Raw genomic sequence first — 23,418 nt, forward strand, 5'->3', positions numbered from 1 at the left:
CTACCGCAGCGGTTCGACAAAGTAGGCGTCGGTGCCTTCGGCTGTCCAGCCCGTCGCGCCGCCGTAGCTCACCCGCCACCACACGATGCCGTCGGCGCACTCCGGCCCGCCCAGCACGTCGAACGTCTCGCCGGACGGGATTTGCGCCACAACCGTGCCGCTGATCGACGGCGTCCCGCGGATGCGGTTTGGCGCGCCGGGCAGCACAACCGCCCGCCCGCCGGTCACCAGCCGCGGCGCGAGCGCCCCGGGACAGTCGAAAACGTCCACTTCTTCAAAGGGTTCCAGCACGACGTCGGCCGGATACCACCACATCTGCGCGCCCCATGTCATGCCATCGACGAACGCGCCGTCTGGAATGGCGACCGGGCCTCGATCGGTCATGAACACCTGCGACGAGTCGTACACACGCGTGTCCGGGTTATAGACACGGTACGCCGCAGCCTGCCCGTCCGGCGACACGGATACCACGTTGGACATTTCGGTGTCCGGGAACAGGATGTCGTACGACCCGACGACGATCCCGCCATTCGCATCGTAGATCGCCGCTTCGAAGTGCGTGGTCGACTGGCCGGCGAGCGGTCTCTCGTACGGCACCAATTCGCCAAGCGCAAAGCGCACGGACGTCTCCGGCTGTACCCGGCTGACCAGCATGGGGCTGAATGCGGTCGTGAACCGTTCGCCGCTGCCGATGTCGGTCAGCAGCCATGACCCGCTGTCCGCACGGTACTGTGCGTAATAGTCTGCGTCGCCCTGCGTGACAAACAGATCGACAAACGGCGGCTCGGCACTAGCCGGTTCGATGTCGTGGGCCGTTATCAGGCTGCCGTCTTCGGGCGAATAGACCCGAATCTGAAGCCGTTCGAGACCGGTCGCTTGATCGATGACGTAGGCGGGTATGACGAAGCCGGAGGTGAGCCACAACACGCGCAGCGGGCCGGGGATTCCGTACAACTCCGGCAGGTCGAGCGGCAGCTCGCGCAGTTCGCCGGTGAACAGGTTGTACGTCCCGAGTGTAACGGCGCCGAGGTCGAACGCATAATTCGTCCACGCCAGCCCTGTGCCGTCCGGCGACCACACGGGGGCCGACCGCGCGAAGACGTTGTCCGGCTGACTCTCGTCGGCGTAATAGGCTGGATCGGGCTGCAGCGTGAGCACGCGTACCTGACCGGCTTCGAGGTCAAGCACGTGGATGTCGTTGGGCTGCGGGCCGCTCATGCCGCCGCCGCGCTCGTACACGTCGCGCACGACCTGCGGGATGTCAGCATACGCGACGAGCCGGCCGTCCGGCGAAAGCACCGCATCGGTGACGTAGCCGGAGTTGGTCAACGCGATCACCGCGCTGCCGTCAATCCGGTACAGGTCGCCGTCGATCGTCAGGATCGGCGACGTTGTGGCGGTTTGAGCGGCCGCCGGCACGAGCAGGACAAAAAGCAGCATGATCGCAACAAGTCGTTTTGGAAACACGAATCGCCCCTTGGGTGTTGGCAAAGACTCCATATCCTGAATATACGATAGGTTCGCAAAATCCGGGGACCGCACTTCACCAAAAGAAAACGCCGCAGGCGCGTCGGGGCCTGCGGCATTTGCGTTGTCGTGAGAAAGACGAAACCGGCTTAGACGTCCTCGACACCCAGCACGGTCACCATGCCGAACATGCCATGGCGCGATTCGGCGTGGGTCAAAATGTGGCAGTGGAACGCCCACAATCCGGGTTCAGTGCAGTCGATGATGACGTCGTACCGTTCGCCGGGGGCGATATTGACCGTATCGGCCATGTACGGCACCGGCAGGTTCCACCCGTCCTTGGCGACCACCAACTGCGGAATGCCGTGCAGATGCATGGGGTGGATCATCAGGCCTTCGTTCATGTAACGCACGCGGATCTTGTCGCCCTTGCGCGCCAGAATCGGCTGCGTGTACGGGAACTCTTTGCCGTTGAGGGTGAAGCCCAGCGACGAGTCGTTGAGGATCATCGTGTAGTCGGCGTCGACCTGCGGCTCGCGCGACTTGTCAGCAGGTTCGATGATGAATGCGCCCAACAAACCGCGGGTGACCTGCTCGGCCGCGTTGTGGTGCGAATGATACATGTGCGATCCGGCCGGCTTGGCGATGAATTCGTACGTGAACGTCTCGCCGGGCTTAATCGGAGGCTGAGTGACGAACGGCACGCCGTCCATGTTGTTGGGGACGATCACGCCGTGCCAGTGGACCGAAGTGCTTTCCGGAAGTTGGTTGTGCACGAGCACGCGGACGTTGTCGCCCTCGGTCACGCGGATCTCCGGGCCGGGGACGATACCGTTATAGGACATGGCGGGGAACACGACGCCCTCGCGCGTCTCCCAATCGACCATCTGGCAGGTCAGCTCGAAGACCTTGGTGTCGCCGTCCATCGTGAATTCAAGCGGACGGTGCCAGTACAGCTCATCCTTGCCGATATTGTCGAGGAAGATCTGTACGCCTTCGGCGTGCAGGTTGTCCATCTCGGTTACGGCGTCGAGCTGTTCTTGAGTCAGTGGCGCTCCGGCCGGGGTCGGGTCGGTCTGGGCATAGCTGGTGTCGGTGCGTCCGATCAGCGCACCTGCGCCGATGCTGGCCGCGCCCGCACCAATGATCTTCATGAAGCTCCGGCGGTCTAACTTCGACATGCTCATTTCTCCTCGGTGCTACGACATGGAGCAGCGCGCTCCACAAAGACGGAATGATAACAGGAGACCTTGCCTCCTGCATCCGAACAGTGTACTTTTGTGGTCTGAATTTCTGGCGGTTAAACGTCACCGGTTTTTTGTGACAAAGGTCATTGAGATTAGTTCGCCACTCCGCATAAGATAGATTTCTGTCGTGGCAGCCACCGGGATGCCACGTGATGATGTGTTGTCTCAAATTGGCAGGGAAGCCCAATGTCCGATCACAACCAGAACGATTCCTCGCGCGATGCGGGTCTAGGCAACTTCGCCGCGCTCATCCTGATCATCAATCTTGTCGTGGTGTTGGTGATTCTTGCCGCGCTGTACGTACCGCCGCTACCTCAACCGCCAACGCCGGATTTGACGGCCATCGCGCGGCGCGCCACAGAAGCGACGCCTGTCCCGCCGACGCCGACCCCGCCGCCGACGTCGACACCCACACCGCGCCCGACCAATACCCCGACACCGGCGCCCACACAGGTCAGTATGTTCGACCCGTCGCGCCGGAGCATTGGCGAACGCATCTTCTCGTCGGCGTGCACGGCCTGCCACGGCTTCAACGGCGGCGGCATCAGCGGCTTGGGGCCGAGCTTCATCGGCAACGAGTTCGTGAACACGCACTCCAATACCGCACTGCTCGAATTCGTCAAAGTCGGGCGTCAAGTGACCGACCCGGCGAACACCACCGGCGTTGCGATGCCGGCACGCGGCGGCAACCCATCGCTCACCGACCAAGACCTCGCCGCGGTGATCGTCTACCTCCGCAGCCTGAATCCGGACGTGCCGATCGTCGAGGATGCCCCGGCCGATACGACATCAGACACGACCGATACGTCGACGACGGATACGACAACCGACGCCTCGACCACCGATACCACCGTCGAAGCCGCAGCGACAGACGCTCCAGAAGTCACGGAGCCTGTTGAAGCAGCCGAATTCGTACCGATTCCGCTCACGGGCATTACCGCCCCGCGTGACGAAACGGCCGATCGTGGCGAGGACGCGTTCTTCACCAGCGCGCAGTTCAACTACAACTTTGCCTGCGCGGGTTGTCACGGCCTGCAAGGCGAAGGGGTGTCCAGCAACGGCCCCGCTCTCGCGGACAGCCAACTGCTGCAGGATGCCAACGGGGCGGCTTTGTTTGAAATGTTCACTACGGCCCACCCGCCGGCCAATCCGGAAACGGACGGCTTCATGCACCCGTACCGCGGCGGTTATCCGCAGCTCACCGACGAGCAGCTTCTGGGGTTGATCGGATACCTGTACTCGCTGCCCGGCGTGCAGCGATAGCGTTCACTGACATCACGGCACACAGAAAAGCCCCGCTGCACGGCGGGGCTTTTGATTTCGTTCGTGCGGAGGCTTTGCCTCCACATCGCGACAAGGGGTGCATACCTCTCTTGACCCAAGTTCTGCGAAATCGGCCGCGTGCGGCCAATATCGCATGAATGGAAGTCCAGCGGGCGAAAGCCTTCTGGCGGGGTTTGGGGCGGCGCCCTAAGTCAAACGCCCTGCCCGACCGGCGGGAACGTCTCGCGGTAGAAACGAATGCCTTCCAACACGGCTTGTTTGGCTTCTGCCGCGCCCACCCAGCCCTCGTTGGTCACTTCCGTGCCTTGAAGGTGCTTATATACGGTGAAGAAATGCGCGACTTCCTTCGGGAAGTGCTTCGGCAAGTCGTCGAGGTCGCGGTATTCGTCGAAGTTGGGGTCGGTGGCCGGGACGGCCAGCACCTTATAGTCCTGCTCGCCCTTGTCGATCATCTTGAACATGCCGACCGGTCGCGCTTCGATCACACAGCCCGGAAAGGTCGGCTCGTTCATCATCACGAGGATGTCAAGCGGGTCTCCGTCGCCCCAGAACGTCTGCGGAATGAACCCGTAGTCGCCCGGGTAGTGCAGAGGGCTGTACAGCACGCGGTCGAGCTTGATGACGCCGGCCTTCTTGCTGTACTCGTACTTATTGCGGCTGCCTTTCGGCACTTCGACAACCGCGTAGATCACGTCGGGCGCGGACGGCCCCGAAGCCAAGTTGTGCCAGAGATGGAGGGTCATGGAGGGTTGTCCTGTCTGCGCAGCTCGCCAGAGGCACCGTGGCGGCCTCTGCCCGGCATCATTATAGCGAAGACTTGGGGCCGGCTAGTTCGACTTCTGCATGCGCTTTTGGGCCTCGCCGCGCACCATGGCGATAATGCCCATCAGCCCTTGCCCCTTGCCCATCGAGATTTCGCGCCCGAACAGCTTGAATACCAGCTCGGTATCGAGCGCCGCGGCATGTTCAACGGGCTGATTGGAGTACGCCTCGTCCAGCACGACCGAGATCGCCATCGCCGACAAGCCCTGCGGGTTGAGCACGTCGAAGTAATACTTCACCGTGCCGTCCGGATTGTCGATGGCCCACACGTAGGCGTCACTTTCGCAGAACGTCACGTGATTCTCTTCGGGATACGGCTTCTGCGCGACGTGCGCCGGGACGCGCACCTCCGGGAAGCGGTCGGCAATTTCAATCAGAGCTTCGGCACGTTCGGAGCGGTCGGTGATCGACTGAAAGTCCTCGACCAGCTCGGCAAGTTTGGGTGGATAGTTGCTCATGGGACTCTTTAGGTTGTGGTGATCGTCACGTTCGATTGTACCAAACGCAAACGCAGGCCCGGCAGACTTTATCTTCTTCCGGGCCTGCGCTCTCGCGTCGCTACATGGCTACTTCTCGATGGGCACGCCGACCGAGTTGCCCCACTCCGTCCACGAGCCGTCGTAGTTACGCACGTTCTTATAGCCGAGCAGATACTTGAGCACGAACCACGTATGGCTGCTGCGTTCGCCGATACGGCAGTAGGCGACGATATCGTCGTCGGCCTTGAGGCCTTTTTCGCCCTCGTAAATCGCACACAGTTCGTCGGCTGTCTTAAAGGTGCCGTCTTCCGGATTGGCAGCGCGCGCCCACGGCACGCTTGCCGCGCCGGGGATATGACCGCCGCGCAGTGCGCCTTCCTGCGGATAGTTGGGCATGTGCAGCAGCTCGCCGGAGTACTCGCCGGGGCTGCGGACATCTACCAACGGCCTGCCTGCGCGTACGTGCGCCAGCACCTGATCGCGGAACGCGCGGATTACCGTATCGTCACGTTCAGGGGCTGTGTAGGATGTCGCCGGATAGGTCGGCACTTCGCGCGTCAGCGGGCGCTTTTCCAGCTCCCACTTGGCACGGCCGCCATCGACCACCTTCGCATTGGTATGGCCGAAGAGCTGGAAGACCCAGAAGGCATAGCACGCCCACCAGTTGTTCTTGTCGCCATAAAACACGACCGTGGTGTCGTTGCCGATGCCGTTGCGGGACATCAACGCCTCGAACCCGGCTTTGTCGAGGTAGTCGCGCAGAACGGGGTCGTTCAGGTCGTGTGTCCAGTCGATCTGCACCGCGCCGGGCACATGGCCGGACGGATACAGCAGCGGGTCTTCGTTCGATTCAACAATGCGGATGCTGGGATCGGTAAGGTGCTCGGCGAGCCACCCAGTCGAGACCAACACATCAGGATTGGCGTAACCACGGCCTTGAATATCATTCATGCTTCGTATTCCTCCCATATCGCTCGGTGCGAACTCGGTGGACTTCCTCGGTAGAAATGAAATGAGCCAGCCTGGGCTTGGCTGGCTCGACATCGTCGCAGGCGTAGATGTGATCCGCCTGCGGGTGCTGCTCAGCCAATGCGCACGCCGCAGCGGCGCGTTTTGGCGGTACAACAACACGAAGCGGTCAACATCGTCTCCATGCCTAATGGTTTAACACGCCCCCGGATCATGCGCAAGACTGCCCCACGGCGCATGCCGGTAACGATACAGGTACGGTCGCTACGCCATGATCGCGTTGATCTCGGCTACCTCGTCGTCCGTCAATATCCATGACGAAGCCGCGGCGTTGGCATGCACCTGCTCGGGTTTGGTCGCCCCGGCGATGACCGACGGGATGACTTGATGCCATAACAGCCAGCCAAACGCCAAATCCAGAATCGTGTGACCACGCTGCTCGGCGTACGCCGTAAGCTGTTCGACCTTGTCGAAGTTCTCCTCGGTGAGAAGCTGGTCTTTGCGCGGCGAATTCGCTAACCGGCCGCTGGTGACCGGCTCGCCGCGCCGGTATTTGCCGGTCAGCAGACCGCTGGCCAGCGGGAAATACGGCAAGTAACCGATGCTCGCGCGGGCGCACTCAGCGATCACAGGCAGTTCGGGCTTGAAGTGGAACAGGCTGTAGTGGTTCTGCACGCTGACGAAGCGCGCCGCCCCCGGCTTCACCGCAGCCTCGGCCTCCTGCAGCATCTCGACGGTGAAGTTCGAACACCCGATTTGGCGCACCTTGCCAGCCTTCACCAAGTCATCTAGCGCGCCCAACGTATCGGCGATCGGAACGGTCGCATCGGGCGTGTGGAGCTGATACAGGTCGATCACATCGGTGCCAAGACGGCGCAAGCTGTCTTCTACTGCTTGCCGGATGTACTCGGGGTGCGCTCCTTTGCGCTGGTCATCGATGCGATGTCCGAACTTGGTGGCGATCAGCGCCTCGCCGCGCCGATCGCCGAGCGCCCGCCCGAGGTACTCCTCGCTCTTCGTGCTGCCGTACACATCCGCCGTGTCGAAGAAGTTGATGCCGGTGTCGAGCGCCGCATGCACGACGGCATGGGCGGCCGGTTCGTCGATGCGCCCGCCGAAGTTGTTGCATCCGATGCCGACGATCGACACCGATAGGCTTCCAAGTTGACGATACTTCATTCCGCAGTCTCCTTCATCCCTCTGTGCACTTGCGTGACACAGTGTACCGCACCACTGCCGGCCCCCCGGCGCTGCCCCGGCATGATTGACGTACCGATTCATCTCGGTGCTATAATTCGGTGAGGTTTTCGGCCGCCCGCGAAGGGCAGTGCGCAGCATGCAACGTCCCAAATCGACGACTTCCGCCACGACGACGGCAGGCCGTTCGGCGCTGTCCAACATGGGGCAGCGCTTTGTCTTCGGCCTGATTTGGCTCGTCGTCGCGCTCACATGCCTCGCGTGGGGCGAGTGGCCGTGGACAATCTTCGTGGCGTTTGGCGCTATGGTCGGTGTGGTGGAATTCTGCGCCTTGGCGCATGGCCGTCCGATCGAGGGTGTGGCGTGGGTCGGTGCTCCGGCGGCGGCTGTGATCGTTGTCGGGTTCGAACTGGGTGAGACTGCGGTCGTCGTCGGGGCATTGGTTGCCGCGGCGGTCGGCGCGCTGATCGGTGCGCGGTTCTTGCAGCGGACATCCGGCGCAGCACTCATGACCATTCTCGGTTTGGTCTACGTGGCTGTCCCTCTCGGAATCACGGTGCTGCTGCGCCGCGAACTGGGCGTATTCGGCGTGCTGCTGGCGCTTATGATTACCGCGGGCAGCGACACGTTCGCGTATTTCGGTGGACGGATGTTCGGCAGGACCCCGCTCGCGCCGCGGATTTCGCCCAAGAAGACCGTCGAAGGCATGGTGATCGGTCTGGTCGGCGGCGCCGTGCTGGCCGCGGCTGTACTGGCGATGGCCGGCGGCCTCACCCTGTCGTCGCTGATTATCCCGCTTCTTGGCCCACCGCTGGCCGTGATAGGCGACCTGCTTGAAAGCGCCCTGAAACGGTACTTCGATGTCAAAGACTCGCACCTGCCGCGTTTCAATGTCATCCCGGGGCACGGCGGCGTGCTCGACCGCACAGATTCGTTACTTCTGGTTGCGCCCTTCCTTGCGATAGTATTGACGATTATTGGTATGCTGTAGGGTATTATTAGGAAAGCTCGACTTACGCGAAGGAGCTTTGCGTGGCAGGTAACTCGGACATCCAGCGCAAGTTGAACCAAGGCGTCGAAGCCGCAAAGTCGGGCGACCGCGCGACGGCGCGCCGCTTGTTGGAAGAAGTCGTCAGCCAAGATGAACGTAACGAACTGGCGTGGATCTGGTTGGCGACCGTTGCGACCAATGCCAACGAACGTCGCGACTACTTGCGCCGTGTGCTTGAGATCAACCCGCGGAACCAGCGTGCGCGGGAGGCGCTTTCGCGCTTGGGCGACGAATCGACGCTGCGACCCGCCAACGTCGGCGGGGGGCGACCGGCAAACCTAACGCCGGGCGCGCCGCGGCGCCGCAGCGGCATGACCGGGCTTATTTTCGTGATCGCCGCGCTCGCCCTGTTGTTAGCCGGTGTCGGCATCATTCTGTTCGGCAGCGGCGCGCTGAACCCCAGCACGCCAACCCCAACCGCGACCCGACGCGTCTCTGCGCAGATCAACAACACCGCTCTTCCAACCGAAACGCCGCTCCCTCTGCCTTCGACGACGCCTGTCCCGATCGAATTGATCACGCGGTCGGCGCCGACGCTTCCCGCCACTGTTACCCCGACCGTCACGCCCACCACGACGCCGACGCCGCAGGTCACGCCGCCGCTCGAGCTTTCTACGTTCGATGTGTACTACGTCAGTCAAGACCCTGCAGTCGCCGAGCCTGCCCTGTATGCGGTGCGTGCGGACGGCAGCGATGACGGTTTGATCGCCGAGCGCATACGCGATTTGGCATTTGCCCCCGATGGGCAGAACTTCGCGTTCGTTCGCGACATTCTCGGCGAAGACGGTGGTTCGATCAGCTCCGAGATTTTCGTCGGCAACCTCACCGATCCCAACGCCGCTAGCCCGATCACGCAGACCGGCGCGCTCGACACCTCTAGCCCGACCTTCTCGCCCGATGGCCAGTACATCATTTTCAGCAGCAGCGGGCCGGGTTCGGCTGCCGACCTGTGGGTGGTCGGTGTGGACGGCATCGGGCTGCAGCGCGTGACCAACACCGACTTCGCCGAGTTCGATCCGGCGTGGTCGCCGCTGGGCGATATGATCGTGTATTCCGCGGAGTTCGCCGGTGACGGCACGACCGAGCTGTTCTTCCTGAGTGTGACCGAGACCGGCGAACCGATCGGCAGTGCGATGCAGGCCACCGATGCCGGCAGCAGCAGCTACTCGCCCGCGTGGTCGCCTGATGGATCGACTGTCGTGTTCGCCAGCGACCGCCGCGGAGACGGCGACATCTACACGATGGACGCCACCGGTAACAACGAACTACTGGTCACAATTGACGACGGCGGCGCGGAAGACCAGTCGCCGTCATACAGCGCCGATGGACGTTGGATTGTGTTCGTCTCCAATCGTGAGGAAGCGAGCTTCCAGACCTACGTCATGCGTGACAACGGCACGGAGATGCAGCGTATCACGTCGAGCTTCCGCATCGATCTGTCCGCGGTGTTCCGGCCGCGCAGCCTTGACCCGAACTAACCGCAACAACTGCTGAGGACTCCTTATGCCGCCATCCCACGACGCCCTGCTGAAACAAGCGATCGAGCTCGCCAAAGCCAATAAGCGTGACGAAGCGCGCGAGCTGATCTTGAAAGTCTTGCAGCAGGACGAAGGCAACGCGCGCGCCTGGACGCTGCTGGCCCGCATCACGACCGACATTGACGAACGGCGCGTGGCGCTGATGAACATCGTCAATCTCGAGCCGTTCAACGCGCCGGCTCAGGAAGCGCTGGCCAAACTGGAGGGTCAGCTCGCGATCAGCCGTTCGATCGGCGAGGACCCGACCACACAGAAGCGCGACAGAGGCTGTATGCGCCGGGTTATCGTGGCGCTGATCGCCATCATGGCGATCGCCATCGTGGTAATCGGCGTCTATATCCTGACTCGTCAGGAAGAGCTTAGCGAAGAGTTGCTCGAACTCACCCAGTTCGCGGTCGATCAGCGGAACACCTCGACAGCCGTCGCGCTGCTGGACGCCGCTACCGCAACAGCCGCCGTGCAGGCGATCATCGACATCACGGCGACCTACGAGGCGGTTCCGACCAACACGTTCACACCGCGCCCGACCTTGCCGCCGGAAAACACGGCAACCCCGACCATCACCCCGACGCTGACGGAGACACCCGTGCCCCGGCCTGAAGGCCTCCCCGGCCAAATCATCGGGTGGGGCGGTCGTGCCGCGACCAACGATGGGTATTTCCCGGTCATCTTCATCTCGGTCGACGACGGCACAATTCGCCAAGTGTCCGGCACCAACCGCGGCGATCAGGTCAGCGCGGTCAGTACAAGCCGCATCGTGTACCGCCGCTTCTTCCCGGACATCTTCGCCAACGAGCTGTCGGTCGTCGACCCGATCACGACCTTCAGTACGCTGCTGGAAGACGAATGGGCAGGGACGGGTACCGTGTTCTCCGAGACGACTTGGCCGCAATTCACGCCCGATGGCCGGCTGATCGTCTTCAGCGCGCTGGACGCGCAGGAGAACCGGGGCGTGTACGTCTTCGACTCACAGCGGCCGGGGGATAAGATCCTGCGCATCACGCCGGCCGACGGCTTCAACTACGATATGCCGACCATCTCCCCGGGCGGAACCAAGGTTGTCGCTGTGCGGACGGACGGCATCTCGACATCGCAAGGCACCGACCTCGTCATGTTCGACCTGTTGACTGGCAACCGTGAAGACTGGACGACGGACGGCAACGCGACGATCGAGAAGATGCCGCGCTGGTCGCCCGATGGCAAGCTGGTGGCGTATGTCAACGAAAACCCCGAGACCGGCAACGGCGACATCGTCCTGCGCACCATTGAGGGATTGATCACCATCATCCCGGTTACGCGCACGCCCGACATCGATGAAATCCACCCGGTCTTCAGCCCGGACACGCGCTACATGGCCTATGCGAGCAACTTCCTCGAGGGCTACAACATCTTCATCTACGACTTGCTGACCAACGGCTTCGCCCAGCTCACGTTCGACGACGAAATGTACTTCCCCGGCGCGTGGGTGGAGTGATCGCGTGCGGTAGGCGTTGACTGAACGACGACTACGGCCCCGGCCGCCGCAATAGACGGTGCCGGGGCCGTATGCTATGATTGCCGTTCAGCTTGACCGGACACCGCATCGCACTATGTCAACTGCTACACCTCCTGTGACCGAAGCCGCCGAACCGGTGATTCGGGTTATTGAGCCGCCCAAACGCTGGATGCCGCTGAACCTCGGTGAACTGTGGCAGTACCGCGAAATGACGCTGTTTCTGATCTTCCGGGAACTCAAGATCCGCTACAAGCAGACCGTGCTGGGCATCTTCTGGGCCATCCTTCAGCCGTTCATCACGATGATCGTGTTCAGCTTCGTGTTCGGCCGCATCGCCCGCATGCCGTCGGACGGCATTCCCTATCCGTTGTTCAGCTATGTCGGGCTGCTGCCGTGGAATTTCTTCTCGAGCGGCCTCTCTAAAGCGTCAACCAGCCTGAACTCGAACAGCAGCCTAATCAAGAAAATCTACTTCCCGCGCTTGATCCTGCCCGTCACGGCTATCCTGTCCGGATTGGTCGACTTCTTCCTGGGCACGGTCATGCTCGCCATCCTTTACATCTACTTTGCTGCGGCGGTCGCGCCCGTCTCGCCGCTTGTCGTCAATCACGCGATCCCGTTCATCAACTCCGATTTGGCGTTGAACGCCTTCAATCACGCCGTACGCAACTACGAGATCACAGCCAACGTCGTTTGGCTTCCGCTGCTGCTGCTGCTGTCGTTCACTGTCGCGCTATCGCTGAGCCTGTGGTTCGCGGCGCTCAACGTGCGATTCCGTGACGTGGCCGTGGCGATCGGCTTTTTGGTGCGCATCCTGCTCTATCTGACACCGGTCATCTACCCGATCAGCCGGTTGGATGGTGTCTTTCAGGTGCTGGCCGCGCTCAACCCGATGACCGGCGTGATCGAAGGATTTCGCTGGGCGCTGCTCGGGGTCGACACCGCTCCCGGCATTTACGTGCTCATCTCAGCCGCGATGTCCATTCTGCTGCTGATCGGCGGGTTGTACTACTTCCGGCGGACGGAAAGCACGTTCGCGGATTTGATCTAGGGCCTCTGCATGAACGCCATCGAAGTACAGAACCTCGGCAAGATGTTCCGCATCGGCGAAGCCCAACTGGCCGACACCGACCTGACGACTGCGTTCGTCAACCTGCTGACCGGACCGTTTCGCCGCGTGCGTTCGCTGATCGCCAACCAACTTCCCGACTTCGCCGAGAAAGAATTCTGGGCGCTCAAGGACATCTCGTTCGATGTCCAAGAGGGCGAGGTCATGGGCATCATCGGCCGCAACGGCGCCGGCAAGAGCACGCTGCTCAAGATCCTCACTGGAATCTCCGCACCGACCGAAGGGCGCGCACTCATTCGCGGGCGCGTCGGCTCGCTGCTCGAGGTGGGCACCGGCTTCCACCCCGAACTGACCGGCCGCGAGAACGTATTTATGAACGGCACGATCCTCGGCATGAAGAACGCCGAGATCAAGGCGAAGTTCGACGAGATTGTCGCGTTCTCCGGCGTCGAAGAGTTCATCGACACGCCAGTGAAACGCTATTCGAGCGGCATGCAGGTGCGCCTCGCGTTTTCCGTCGCCGCCCATCTCGAGCCCGAAGTGCTGCTGGTCGATGAAGTGCTGTCGGTCGGCGATGTCGAATTCCGGCGCAAGTCGCTGGGAAAGATGCGCGATGTGACCGGCAAGGGCCGAACGGTCGTGATCGTCAGCCACAACATGGCGTCGATCCAGAACCTGTGCAACCGCGCGATACTGCTTGAGGGCGGTCGGATAGCGATGCTCGACAACGCCGAGCGCGTCATTATGGAGTACCTGAACCGGAACCACGCCGGCGAGGCGACCTCCACCGCCGACCTCACGGCGCATCCGGGCCGCAAGCGCGGCTCAACGCCTACGCTGACACGCGTACGAGTACTTAACGGGGCGGGAGAACCGACCCCGGTCATTGGCGTCGGTGACCCGCTTACGCTCGAGGTGTCGCTCAACACGGAAGACCGCAGTTACGCGAATAGTTACATTACGCTGTCGATCAATACCGAACGCGAACAGCGAATGGTGAAGTTCAGTACCGAGGTGCAGCTCAACCGCGGCCTAACCTTTCTCGGCGAGCAGCGCCATACATGCACGTGGCCCGAGTGCATCCTCAGCCCCGGAGAGTACAACGTTGATATCGCTCTACGAACCAACAGCACCGCGAACGAGCGGGGCGGTTCGACGGTCGATCAGATCTCGCAGGCGATCACGTTTGAGGTCGCGCCGGCCGACATTCACGGCACCGGACGTATTCCGAGCGATGGGTCCGGCCTGATCTGGCCACGAGCGGTATGGGACTCCGTTCAGGTCGATAATAGAAAGCCTGAGGCGTTGTAGATGGCAGTCCGCAAAGTCGTCGTGTTTATGCGGGCATATAACGACGTTGACCACCTGACGCCCGTTGTGTGGAAGCTGTCGACGTCGACCGACGTACACGTTACCGTAGTCATGCGCACCGGGTCCGAGTTTGCGCAAGACTACCGGATTGATTTTATGCGCACCCTGCCACGGGTCGAAGTCCATCACATCAGGGAGTTTCTTGGCGCCGCTGCGCCAGTCGAAGGCGAGGAACAGATCGAAAAATCCGCCGCGCGTCCACTGAGCATGCGCATACGCGGGTATTTCCGGCGCCTGCTTGGACTCAAACGAACGAAGCCGTCAGTCAAGGTCATTCTTGAACCCGAACCGATTCGTGAAATGCTCGCTACGCTGTTTTCCGGCGTTGATAAGGGGTTGATCGTCTTCGACTGGGTTTCCCTTGCGCCAGGAAGCCGACGCTTCGCTGAACTACTCTGCAATGTCGGAAGGGAATTCGGATTTGGTAACGTCGCGCTTCCGCATGGCGACAGTCCGTACTACAACAAAATGTTCAAACTGGCGGACATCAACTACACGTCCGTCGAGCACTTCGGCAACAATCCGACCGATGTCGTGGTGGTGCCGAACCCGCTGACGGCCGAGCGCTACGTACCGTTCCGCGACGACTCTCAGCTCAAGGTGTTGGGTTCGGCGCGCTACAACAAGGAATGGATGGACGTACTGGCCGGGATCATGCCGGTATACGAAAATCCGGCGGCCGCGGGGAAGCTCAAGCTGGTCATGTTCTTGCGCAACACGGTCTTCCCGATCTTCTGGGACGAGGTGCGTACAGCGGTCAGGATTTGCACCCAGTTTCCGGACGTCTTCCTCGTCGTCAAGCACCACACACGCGGGGGCCGGCCGGACAATAAGCACATGATCACCAATGAAGACGTCAGCCGCCTGAACCAGATGAGCGCGCCCAATTTGCAGGTCGTCTACAACGACGTGCACAGCGGATCGCTGCTGGCGTGGTGCGATGCCGTGCTTGAGCTGGGAACGAGCATCTCCTTTGAAGCGATCCGCCTCAACAAGCCGCTGCTGGCGCTGGAATACCTGCACGCCAACGTGTCGACCGTCGCCCATTACATTCCGTCTGTCGCGCTCAACTACAAAGATCAACTGTACGACGCAATCGTTACGCTGCGCGGAAATAAAACGCTGCGGCTCTACAGCGAGGAGGATCGACGCCGGTTTCTCTCACAGATGATCGATTACCCGGACCAGAACGTGCTTCAGCGCTATGTCGACATGCTGATAACGCGACTCGAGGGCAAATCATGACGATAGTCCAGCGTGCGCGGCGCAGACTCGGCCGAATTATCGCAGGCGCACCCCTTTCTAAGCCGTCAACTGGCTCAAACAAACCGTGGAAGCAGAATCCCGAGATGCCCCCAGAAGGACCGGGATACTTGGGTGTGTTTCGCGACCCGGTGAACGAGATCGCCCAGATCTATAAACTACGCCTTGCGCATATTGTGCCGGTCAATCAGCCGCTGCTGCTGATGTCGCAGGTGCAGCGGTCCGGCGGCACGCTGATGAGTCAGTTGTTCGACGGCCATCCCCAGTGTCTCGCCCACCCGGACGAGCTGAACATTGGCCGCCCGGACAAGTACACCTACCCCGACCTCAGCATGACCGCCGACGCCGATCAGTGGTTCGAGCAATTGTTCGAGCGCCGTGTGCAGAGGCTGTTTGTCACTGGCTACCTGAAGTCGCCGGACACCGCGAGCTATGACAAGGCGGATATCTTCCCGTTCGTATTTCTCAGCAATTTGCAGCGTGAGATCTTCTCGGTGACGTGCGATACCCTCATCAGGGCGTCGACCCAGCGTGACGTGCTGGACGCGTATTTCACCAGCTACTTCAATGCGTGGCTCGACTATCAGGGGCTGTTCCAAGCCAAGACGTATGTGACCGCATTCGTGCCGCGCGTGAGCATGCGCGCCGATAATGTCGACCGCTTCTTCCGCGATTATCCGGACGGGCGGCTTGTGTCGGTGATTCGCGAGCCGAAAGGGTGGTACGCCTCGTCGCATCGCAAGGGGCCGGAGAATTACCCGAACCCGCAGGCATCGCTGCCGATCTGGATGCAATCGGCCGAGTCGATGATCGCCAACAAGACGAACTATCCCGACAAGGTGCGCCTGGTCTCGTTCGACGAACTGCTGCGCGATACCGCAGGCGTCATGCGCCGTCTTGCCGATTGGTCCGGCCTCGACTGGCATCCGAGCCTGACCGAGCCGACCTTTCAAGGCCAGCCGATCAAGGCCAATACCGCCTTCCGCACCACCGACTACGGCGTCATCGACGAACCGCGCAAACGGGGCAGTATGCTCCCGCCGGAAGAAGCGGAGTTCATCGACACGACGGCGAAGGCGCTGTACGAGCGCGTGCTCGGGATGTGTGAATGAGTGAATTCTCGCCGGTTCTCGACGGCCAGCGCCCGGTGTTCATCGTTGGACATCCACGCTCAGGTACGACGCTGGCGCAGCAGCTTCTGTCGGCACACCCCGACATCTGGAGCGGCCCGGAGACACACCTGTACACGCACGTGCTCGAAGGCGTGCCGCAGTGGGACACCCGCTCGATCAGCCGCGCGGATCTGCCGCAGATCGTTCGGCGGTTGGCCGGCAAACCGGGAATCGAGCTTAGCGCGGCCGCGCGCGGCACACTGGACTCGCTTGCCGATCGCGGTGAATTGGGCGCGGCCCGCCTACTGGATGTCGTTATGAGCGACCTCAAGCCGGCCGACAGCACCGCGTCGCGATGGCTGGAAAAGACGCCGCGGCACGTATATCACATCGACGCGATCCTGCGTTTATTTCCGGACGCGCGCATTATCCACGTCCTGCGCGACCCGCGCGATGTCGCCAGTTCGCCGGTGCGCTTCCGCGAGCTGGAACCGGGACTTGAGCGCAGTGTGCTGGTACTGGAACGCGGCCACCGCTGGAACGACGTCGTCGCATTGACCGACGCGCTGGTGTCCGAGTCGCGCATGATCACGGTGCGCTACGAGGACTTGATCGGCGACACCGAACGCGTGCTTGAGGCGATAATGCAGCACGCCGGCCTGCTCACCGACCTCACCGTGCTGGACCGCTTCAGCGACACGTATGCGCAGGTCACCATCGAGCGCGAGAGCGTGCGCAAGCAGCTCAACAGCGCCGGCAAGATTGTCGACCGGCGCGGAATTTACCGGCAGCGCATGGCGGCCGAAGAGATCGTCATCATCGACACGGTGTGCCGGAACGCGATGCAGGCAAAAGGCTATACGCCCGACAATGCGCCAGACGACGCGCTCGTCTCGCGTATTCAACGTGAACGCGCCGCGCGCCGGTCCAAGCCGGTTGCCCCGTCCGTAATGGAGCGAGTGAAGCGGTCGGGCAAACGGGTATTGCAGGCACTCGGACTGCGACCCGCGAAACGGCGCTAGCCAAACGGTATAATCAAGCAGTGACTTTCGGCGTTGGGGCTGGCTAAAGTCCCCGCGCAGAACGCTAAAGAGGACATCGAATGCGCCACAACCTGCATATCGTCGGTATCATCCCCGCCCGCATGGGATCGTCCCGTTTCCCCGGCAAACCGCTGCGGGAAATCGCCGGTGTGCCAATGGTCGGGCACTGTTACTTCCGCAGCGCCATGAGCGAGACGCTCGACGCAGTGTACATCGCCACCTGCGATCAGGAGATTGCGGACTACGCGCATACCATCGGCGCGACGGCCATCATGACCAGCGAGTCGCACCAGCGCGCCAGCGACCGTACCGCCGAAGCGCTCGTCAAGATCGAGCACATGACCGGCCGGCCGGTCGACATCGTCGTGATGATCCAAGGCGACGAGCCGATGCTGCGCCCGGAGATGATCGACGAGGCGCTCAAGCCGATGATCGAAGACGACAGCGTGCGTGTCGTCAACCTGATGGCACCGCTCAAGACCGGCGAGGAACACGACGACATCAACGAGGTCAAGGTCGTTGTGGATCGCCACAACAACGCGTTGTACTTCTCGCGTGAGGCAATCCCGTCTCGGCGCAAGGGCGGTGAAGGCGTCACCAAGCTGAAGCAGGTGTGCATCATCCCGTTCCGGCGCGAATTCCTGCTTGAGTTCAACGAACTGGAGCCAACGCCGCTGGAAATCGCCGAGTCGGTCGACATGAACCGCGTGCTCGAACACGGGTACGACGTCCGCATGGTGTATACGCAGTACGACGTCTACAGCGTGGACACCGAGGAAGATCGCGCGAAGGTGGAAGCCCTGATGGCCGTCGATCCGCTGCTCGACTCATATCGGAGCCGCCAGTGATCGGTCGAGTCGTGCGGCGGCTTCGCCGCGAGATGGAGCAGCGCGAGCGCACCGGAAGGCTGCCGGAGCGGCTGGCCCTGCTGCTCACCAACCCGCGCTCCGGCAGTACGTGGCTGTTCGATGCCATGCGCTGTCATCCGGCGATCATGCTCAAGACCGAGGCCGACGTATTCTCGTATCTGGGGCTGCGCGGCCGTCGTTACCCGCAAGACCTGCGCGGCAACGTCGAGAACGCAACGCGCGTCGAGGTACGGCCCAACGAATGGGAACTGCTGCCCCGCTTTGCGCTCATGTCGGCGCTGACCAGCCCGACCCGCAACTTGCCGCCGTTCTTTCTTGAGAAGTTTCACCCGCACTTTTTTCAACACGACTTAGACAAATTCATTGGCAAGCTGCGCCAACTAGAGGCGACAACGACCATTCGCATGGTGTATCAGGTGCGCGACCCGCGTGCTTCGCTGCTGTCGTTCTTGGCGTACAAGGCGCGCAATCCCGAGTGGAACTGGCACATCTCGCCAGACGAGGTGTTCCCACACATGCGCCGCATCTTCGACTCGATGCACCGCTGTGCCGCCAGCTACCCCGGCCTGATTGTGGACTACCAGGAACTCGAAGATGGCTTGGAAGGCACACTAACACGGATTTTCGGGTCCATCTGGCCGGACAAGCGGGCAGTAGAGCCGGACCTGCTGGCCGAGATCGCCGCGGTGACCGACCGCAAGCGCCGCGGCAATACGCCGTTCATCAGCGAGCGCATTAACCGCTCGAGTGACGACCCCGCCGAAACCCGCGAGTTGTTCAAGCGCCATCAAGACGACGTCGAGGCATGCTACGAATCATACCGCGCCGTATTGACCCTGAGGCAGGAACAGCCGTGAAGATATTGCAGTCCGGAGTCGCCAAGAGCGGCAATTATTGGTTGTACCGGATCATCCAGAGCATCCTCCGGCGGTCCGGCGCGGAACTATCGACCTACATCGAGACCGACCCGATCTACCCGATTGCGCGCGCATGGCCGCTGAGCTACCCCGAACAGGCGTCGATCGACACCATCGACATCACTGACACGCAGGTGTGGTATCGCATCAGCTCGATCTATCGCTGGCCGGTCGACGATATCGACGCGTATCTGGCACACACGACGCACGTGTGGACGCACTCGCAGGTGACCCCGCTCAGCCGTACCCTGTTCCCGAAATTCGACAAAATCGTCTACATCATCCGCGATCCGCGAGACGTCATTCAGTCCATGTCGCGCTTCGCGTTCACGCCGTACATGCAGCAGTTCTACCCGACCGAACACGCCACGCCGGAAGCCTACTTGGACGCCTGGCTCGACAAGCACATCTCGGCATGGCGCCGACACGTTGCCGGCCATGTCATGGCCGCGGCGGCCTTCGACATCATCATCCTATTCTATGAGCGCCTGCTTGACGATCTACCCGGCCAGCTCGAAGCCTTGTGCCACGGGCTGGGCATCGAGCCGACGCCGGACCTGATCGCTGGCGTGCAAGCCGACGTGCAGTTCGAGTCGATGCAGGCCAGCAGCCCCGGCCATGTGCGGCAGGGCACAGCGCGCCAATGGGTCACCGGGTTGACCTACCAGCAGCAGCAGCGCGTGCTGCGGCAGGCCGGCGGACTGATGGCGCTGTTGGGTTACCCGATGAGTGCAACCGACACGCGCTTGCCTGCCCTTCCCACGCCAATCCCGGTGGATCTGGTCGCGAAGGTTGGTCAGCCACCCGCGCCGCCGCGCGTCCTGCACCGCATGCTGCGCAGCGCGGCCCGCCGTATGCGCCGGTGAGGCAAGACTATGCGTGTCTCCGTCATCATCCGCTGCTACAACGAAGAGCGCCACATCGGTCGACTGCTGAGCGGCATCCTCGCACAGACATGGCCGGACGTGGAGATCGTCGTTGTCGACTCAGGTTCGACCGACGCGACGGTTAACATCGTTTCGCGCTACCCGGTGAAGCTGGTGGAGATCGAGCCGTCGGCGTTCAGCTTTGGCCGCGCGCTCAACCTCGGGTGCGCCGCCGCAACGGGTGATGTGCTCGTATTCGCCAGCGCACATGTCTATCCCGTCTACCGCGATTGGCTGGAGACTCTGGCGGCGCATTTTTCCGACCCGCAGATCGCGCTGGTCTACGGCAAACAGCGTGGCGATGAGCGGACACGTTACGCCGAACATCGCGTCTTCGCGCGCTGGTTCCCCGACAAACGCACCGAATATCAGAAACACCCGTTCTGCAACAACGCTAACTGCGCCGTTCGTCGGTCGGTGTGGGAGCAAATGCCGTACGACGAAACGCTGACCGGCCTCGAAGATCTCGACTGGGCGCGCCGGGCGCTGGCGGCAGGATGGGGCCTGACGTACGAGCCGCACGCCGAAATCGTCCACGTCCACGAAGAGACATGGAAGCAGATCGCCAACCGCTACCGCCGCGAAGCCATCGCTTATCGCCGCATCTTCCCGCAGGCTACGTTCGACGTCGGCGACTTCGTGAGACTGTGGCTGGGGAATACCGCCGCCGATTGGGCGGCAGCCCTGCGCGCTGGCGTCCTCCCGCGCGAAGCGTACGGTATCCTGCGATTCCGGCTGGCGCAGTTCTGGGGCACGCTTCAGGGGTATCGGTCGACGGCCACGCTGGACGACCACCTGCGTCGGCGCTTCTACTATCCCGATCGTCGGCTGGCTGCTGCGCCTGCGCCCACGCGCCCAGACGACCTGCGCATCCACTACGACGCACCGCCAGCCGAACAGGAGCGGACGTCCTGATGTTGATCGTCGCCAACGGGGCCGTGAAGAACGGTTCGACGTGGTTGTTCTATATCCTGCGCGAACTGACGGACTTTCCGACGCCGCCGGCGGAGTATCTCGAATCGTCGTGGCTTAATCCGTCGCTGCGCGCAGACAAGCTGGCCGATTTTCTGACCGTCCTCAAGCCCGACGACAACTACCTCGCCACGAATCACGCTCGTGAGCGTGCCCAGCGCGACCTGCTGCTGGCGCATCCGTCGGTGCGTGTCTTCGACATCACGCTCGATATCCGCGACGTGGTCGTTTCTGCGTACTATCACCGCCGGCGGACCGAGGGTTACACCAGCAACTTCGCCACCTACTACTGGTCGCTGGGGCGGGCCTTGGCGCTGAACGTTGTCCGCTATCACGCGCTTTGGGCGGCGCCGCGCTCACGGCAGGTCTTCGTCGCGTCGTACGAACGGCTTCAATACGACTTCGAAAACCACGTGCGCGAGATTGCGTGGTTCGTCGGGGCGAAGGCCACGCCGGAGCGGATCGCAGAGATACGCGCCGCGACCCACATCGACAGCCTGCGCGAGCGTTACGGCGAGGCTGAAGCCGAGGACAAGTTGTTCCGCGCAGGCGAAATCGACGACTGGCAGGACCACTTCGACACCGCCATGCTCGCCGATCTCGACCGTCAACTGCGGCGCGCGCGCCGCGAACAAGCCCCATGGTACCGTGCTGCCCGTCGTGTCAAACGTTTGGTAAAGCCATGAATTCACCGACCATCGCCGCCTTGATTCCCATGCGCCACCAAAGCGGGCGCGTACCCGGCAAGAACTATCGGCCGTTCGCCGGCAAGCCGCTGTGCCACCACATCGTCGAGACGCTCAGCGCGTGCCCGCGCATTACGCGCGTTGTGGTGGACACCGACAGCGCCGTGATCGCCAAGGAAATGGCGCGGCACTTCCCACAAGTGGTCGTGGTCGAGCGCCCGGAGCACCTGCGCGCGGGCGAAACGCCGATGAACGAGGTGCTGCTGCATACCACCGCGCAGGTGCCGGCCGATTTCTACCTGCAGACCCACAGCACCAACCCGCTGCTGCGCGCACAGACGATCGACCGCGCGCTCGATGCATTCCTCGGCCAGTACCCGGCGTGCGACTCGATGTTCAGCGTCACGCGCTTACAGACGCGGCTGTGGGATCAGCTCGGTAGGCCGGTCAACCACAACCCGGCAATCCTGCTTCGCACACAGGATTTGCCGCCGATGTTCCTCGAAAACTCGAACTTCTACGTATTCACCCGCGCCGACCTCGAACGGCGGCGCAACCGCGTTGGCGAGCGCCCGTTGATGTTCGAGATCGACCGCGTCGAAGCGTGGGACATCGACGAGGAGCTGGATTTTGTCGTCGGAGAGTTCCTTTTTCTGCGCCGCTTGGAGCACGACCTGTCATGAATGACAAACGTTGGAACGTCTTGATTTCTGCCCCCTACATGCAGCCCATAATCGACCGCTTTCGCGCCGATATGGAGGCGCGCGGCGCGGAGTTGTTTATCCCGCCGGTCAACGAGCGCTTCGAAGAGGCCGACCTGCTGCCGTTTATCGGCGAAATGCACGGGGCCATTACCGGTGACGATCGCTTCACACGCCGCGTGCTCGAAGCGGCGACCAAACTCAAGGTCATCAGCAAATGGGGCACCGGGATCGACTCGATCGACCGCGAAGCCGCCGCCGACCTCGGGATTGCCGTGCGCAACACCCCCAACGCCTTCAGCGAGCCGGTCGCCGATAGTACGCTGGGCTACATGCTGACCTACGCCCGCAACCTGCCGTGGCTCGACCGCAGCATGAAAGCCGGCGTGTGGCACAAGATCAACGGACGCACGCTGGGCGAGATGACGCTCGGCGTGATCGGCGTGGGCGACGTAGGCAAGGCGGTGATCCGGCGCGCGGCGGCCTTCGGCATGCGCATCCTCGGCAACGACAACAAGCCGATCGACCCGGAATTTATCGCCAAGCACAACGTGACGATGGTCGAAAAGCCGTACCTGCTGCGCGAAAGCGACTTCGTGACCACCCACTGCGACCTCAACCCGACCAGCTATCACCTGATGAGCGACGAGAGCTTCTTGTTGATGAAGCAGACCGCTGTATTCATCAATACGGCGCGCGGCCCGATCGTGGACGAGCCGGCGCTGATCCGCGCGCTCGAGGCGGGCCAGATCGCGGGCGCGGCCCTCGACGTCTTCGAGCACGAGCCGCTCCCTGCCGACAGCCCGCTGCGCAAGATGGACAACGTGATGCTGTCGCCGCACAACACCAACAGCTCGCCGCGCCATTGGGAGCGCGTGCACGAGAACACCATCCGCAACTTGTTCGACGTACTGGAGAATTCTCCAGATCGGGGGTGAGC

General features: G+C 62.2%; 23 protein-coding genes. 17 read left to right on the plus strand and 6 right to left on the minus strand.

What is annotated here, in order from left to right:
• Both IPM16_18070 and IPM16_18075 read right to left on the minus strand, forming a co-directional pair.
• Positions 1–1,467 (minus strand): SH3 domain-containing protein, encoded by a 1,467-nt coding sequence (locus tag IPM16_18070; protein MBK9125007.1) that lies wholly within the window; start codon positions 1,465–1,467, stop codon positions 1–3.
• A gap of 149 nt (positions 1,468–1,616) precedes the next feature.
• Positions 1,617–2,654 carry a copper oxidase gene (locus tag IPM16_18075; GenBank protein MBK9125008.1) on the minus strand — a complete coding sequence of 346 codons (1,038 nt, stop codon included), beginning with the start codon at positions 2,652–2,654 and terminating at the stop codon, positions 1,617–1,619.
• A 246-nt stretch (positions 2,655–2,900) separates the two neighbouring features.
• On the opposite strand from IPM16_18075, the gene IPM16_18080 reads away from it, so the two are divergent.
• A complete protein-coding gene (locus tag IPM16_18080; GenBank protein MBK9125009.1) occupies positions 2,901–3,977 on the plus strand; it encodes a cytochrome c in 1,077 nt (358 codons plus the stop codon).
• Between the two features lie 212 nt (positions 3,978–4,189).
• Here the strand turns inward: IPM16_18080 and IPM16_18085 are convergent, their stop codons facing one another.
• The 3 genes from IPM16_18085 to IPM16_18095 form a co-directional block, all read right to left on the minus strand.
• Positions 4,190–4,741: an inorganic diphosphatase gene (locus IPM16_18085; protein ID MBK9125010.1), complete on the minus strand. Its 552-nt coding sequence runs from the start codon at positions 4,739–4,741 to the stop codon at positions 4,190–4,192.
• A gap of 84 nt (positions 4,742–4,825) precedes the next feature.
• On the minus strand, positions 4,826–5,278 hold the full coding sequence (locus IPM16_18090) for a SufE family protein (protein ID MBK9125011.1): 453 nt from the start codon (positions 5,276–5,278) through the stop codon (positions 4,826–4,828).
• A gap of 108 nt (positions 5,279–5,386) precedes the next feature.
• Positions 5,387–6,250, minus strand: a complete 864-nt coding sequence (locus IPM16_18095; protein MBK9125012.1) for a sulfurtransferase — start codon at positions 6,248–6,250, stop codon at positions 5,387–5,389.
• A gap of 61 nt (positions 6,251–6,311) precedes the next feature.
• On the opposite strand from IPM16_18095, the gene IPM16_18100 reads away from it, so the two are divergent.
• On the plus strand, positions 6,312–6,467 hold the full coding sequence (locus IPM16_18100; GenBank protein MBK9125013.1) for a hypothetical protein: 156 nt from the start codon (positions 6,312–6,314) through the stop codon (positions 6,465–6,467).
• A gap of 65 nt (positions 6,468–6,532) precedes the next feature.
• Here IPM16_18100 and IPM16_18105 read toward each other — a convergent pair whose 3' ends face one another.
• A complete protein-coding gene (locus IPM16_18105; GenBank protein MBK9125014.1) occupies positions 6,533–7,447 on the minus strand; it encodes an aldo/keto reductase in 915 nt (304 codons plus the stop codon).
• Positions 7,448–7,604: 157 nt separating this feature from the next.
• Between IPM16_18105 and IPM16_18110 the strand changes: the two genes are divergently transcribed.
• The 15 genes from IPM16_18110 to IPM16_18180 all read left to right on the plus strand — a co-directional run bounded on the left by IPM16_18110 (position 7,605) and on the right by IPM16_18180 (position 23,416).
• Complete coding sequence (locus tag IPM16_18110; protein ID MBK9125015.1) at positions 7,605–8,456, plus strand: phosphatidate cytidylyltransferase; 852 nt, start codon at positions 7,605–7,607, stop codon at positions 8,454–8,456.
• A 41-nt stretch (positions 8,457–8,497) separates the two neighbouring features.
• Positions 8,498–9,994 carry a PD40 domain-containing protein gene (locus tag IPM16_18115; protein MBK9125016.1) on the plus strand — a complete coding sequence of 499 codons (1,497 nt, stop codon included), beginning with the start codon at positions 8,498–8,500 and terminating at the stop codon, positions 9,992–9,994.
• A gap of 25 nt (positions 9,995–10,019) precedes the next feature.
• Positions 10,020–11,528 carry a PD40 domain-containing protein gene (locus IPM16_18120; protein MBK9125017.1) on the plus strand — a complete coding sequence of 503 codons (1,509 nt, stop codon included), beginning with the start codon at positions 10,020–10,022 and terminating at the stop codon, positions 11,526–11,528.
• 115 nt (positions 11,529–11,643) lie between these two features.
• Positions 11,644–12,600 carry an ABC transporter permease gene (locus IPM16_18125; GenBank protein ID MBK9125018.1) on the plus strand — a complete coding sequence of 319 codons (957 nt, stop codon included), beginning with the start codon at positions 11,644–11,646 and terminating at the stop codon, positions 12,598–12,600.
• Between the two features lie 9 nt (positions 12,601–12,609).
• Complete coding sequence (locus IPM16_18130) at positions 12,610–13,929, plus strand: ABC transporter ATP-binding protein (protein MBK9125019.1); 1,320 nt, start codon at positions 12,610–12,612, stop codon at positions 13,927–13,929.
• Positions 13,930–15,234 (plus strand): hypothetical protein, encoded by a 1,305-nt coding sequence (locus tag IPM16_18135; GenBank protein ID MBK9125020.1) that lies wholly within the window; start codon positions 13,930–13,932, stop codon positions 15,232–15,234.
• Positions 15,235–15,338: 104 nt separating this feature from the next.
• Positions 15,339–16,364 carry a sulfotransferase gene (locus IPM16_18140; GenBank protein MBK9125021.1) on the plus strand — a complete coding sequence of 342 codons (1,026 nt, stop codon included), beginning with the start codon at positions 15,339–15,341 and terminating at the stop codon, positions 16,362–16,364.
• Positions 16,361–17,386 (plus strand): sulfotransferase, encoded by a 1,026-nt coding sequence (locus tag IPM16_18145; GenBank protein ID MBK9125022.1) that lies wholly within the window; start codon positions 16,361–16,363, stop codon positions 17,384–17,386. Before IPM16_18140 ends, IPM16_18145 begins: the two co-directional genes overlap by 4 nt.
• Before the next feature lie 92 nt (positions 17,387–17,478).
• Positions 17,479–18,255 (plus strand): 3-deoxy-manno-octulosonate cytidylyltransferase, encoded by a 777-nt coding sequence (locus IPM16_18150; GenBank protein MBK9125023.1) that lies wholly within the window; start codon positions 17,479–17,481, stop codon positions 18,253–18,255.
• A complete protein-coding gene (locus IPM16_18155) occupies positions 18,252–19,133 on the plus strand; it encodes a hypothetical protein (GenBank protein MBK9125024.1) in 882 nt (293 codons plus the stop codon). Before IPM16_18150 ends, IPM16_18155 begins: the two co-directional genes overlap by 4 nt.
• Complete coding sequence (locus IPM16_18160; GenBank protein ID MBK9125025.1) at positions 19,130–20,059, plus strand: sulfotransferase domain-containing protein; 930 nt, start codon at positions 19,130–19,132, stop codon at positions 20,057–20,059. Before IPM16_18155 ends, IPM16_18160 begins: the two co-directional genes overlap by 4 nt.
• Positions 20,060–20,068: 9 nt before the next feature.
• Complete coding sequence (locus IPM16_18165; protein ID MBK9125026.1) at positions 20,069–21,034, plus strand: glycosyltransferase family 2 protein; 966 nt, start codon at positions 20,069–20,071, stop codon at positions 21,032–21,034.
• The gene (locus IPM16_18170) at positions 21,034–21,777 is read left to right on the plus strand and encodes a sulfotransferase domain-containing protein (GenBank protein MBK9125027.1); all 744 of its coding nucleotides are present in this window, start codon (positions 21,034–21,036) and stop codon (positions 21,775–21,777) included. The genes IPM16_18165 and IPM16_18170 overlap by 1 nt, the downstream gene beginning before the upstream one ends.
• Entirely contained in the window at positions 21,774–22,460 is a 687-nt protein-coding gene (locus IPM16_18175) for an acylneuraminate cytidylyltransferase family protein (protein ID MBK9125028.1), read from the plus strand. The genes IPM16_18170 and IPM16_18175 overlap by 4 nt, the downstream gene beginning before the upstream one ends.
• Positions 22,457–23,416: a phosphoglycerate dehydrogenase gene (locus IPM16_18180; protein ID MBK9125029.1), complete on the plus strand. Its 960-nt coding sequence runs from the start codon at positions 22,457–22,459 to the stop codon at positions 23,414–23,416. The genes IPM16_18175 and IPM16_18180 overlap by 4 nt, the downstream gene beginning before the upstream one ends.
• Positions 23,417–23,418 lie beyond the last annotated feature (2 nt).

Source organism: Candidatus Flexicrinis affinis, from assembly GCA_016716525.1.
Lineage (GTDB): Bacteria > Chloroflexota > Anaerolineae > Aggregatilineales > Phototrophicaceae > Flexicrinis > Flexicrinis affinis.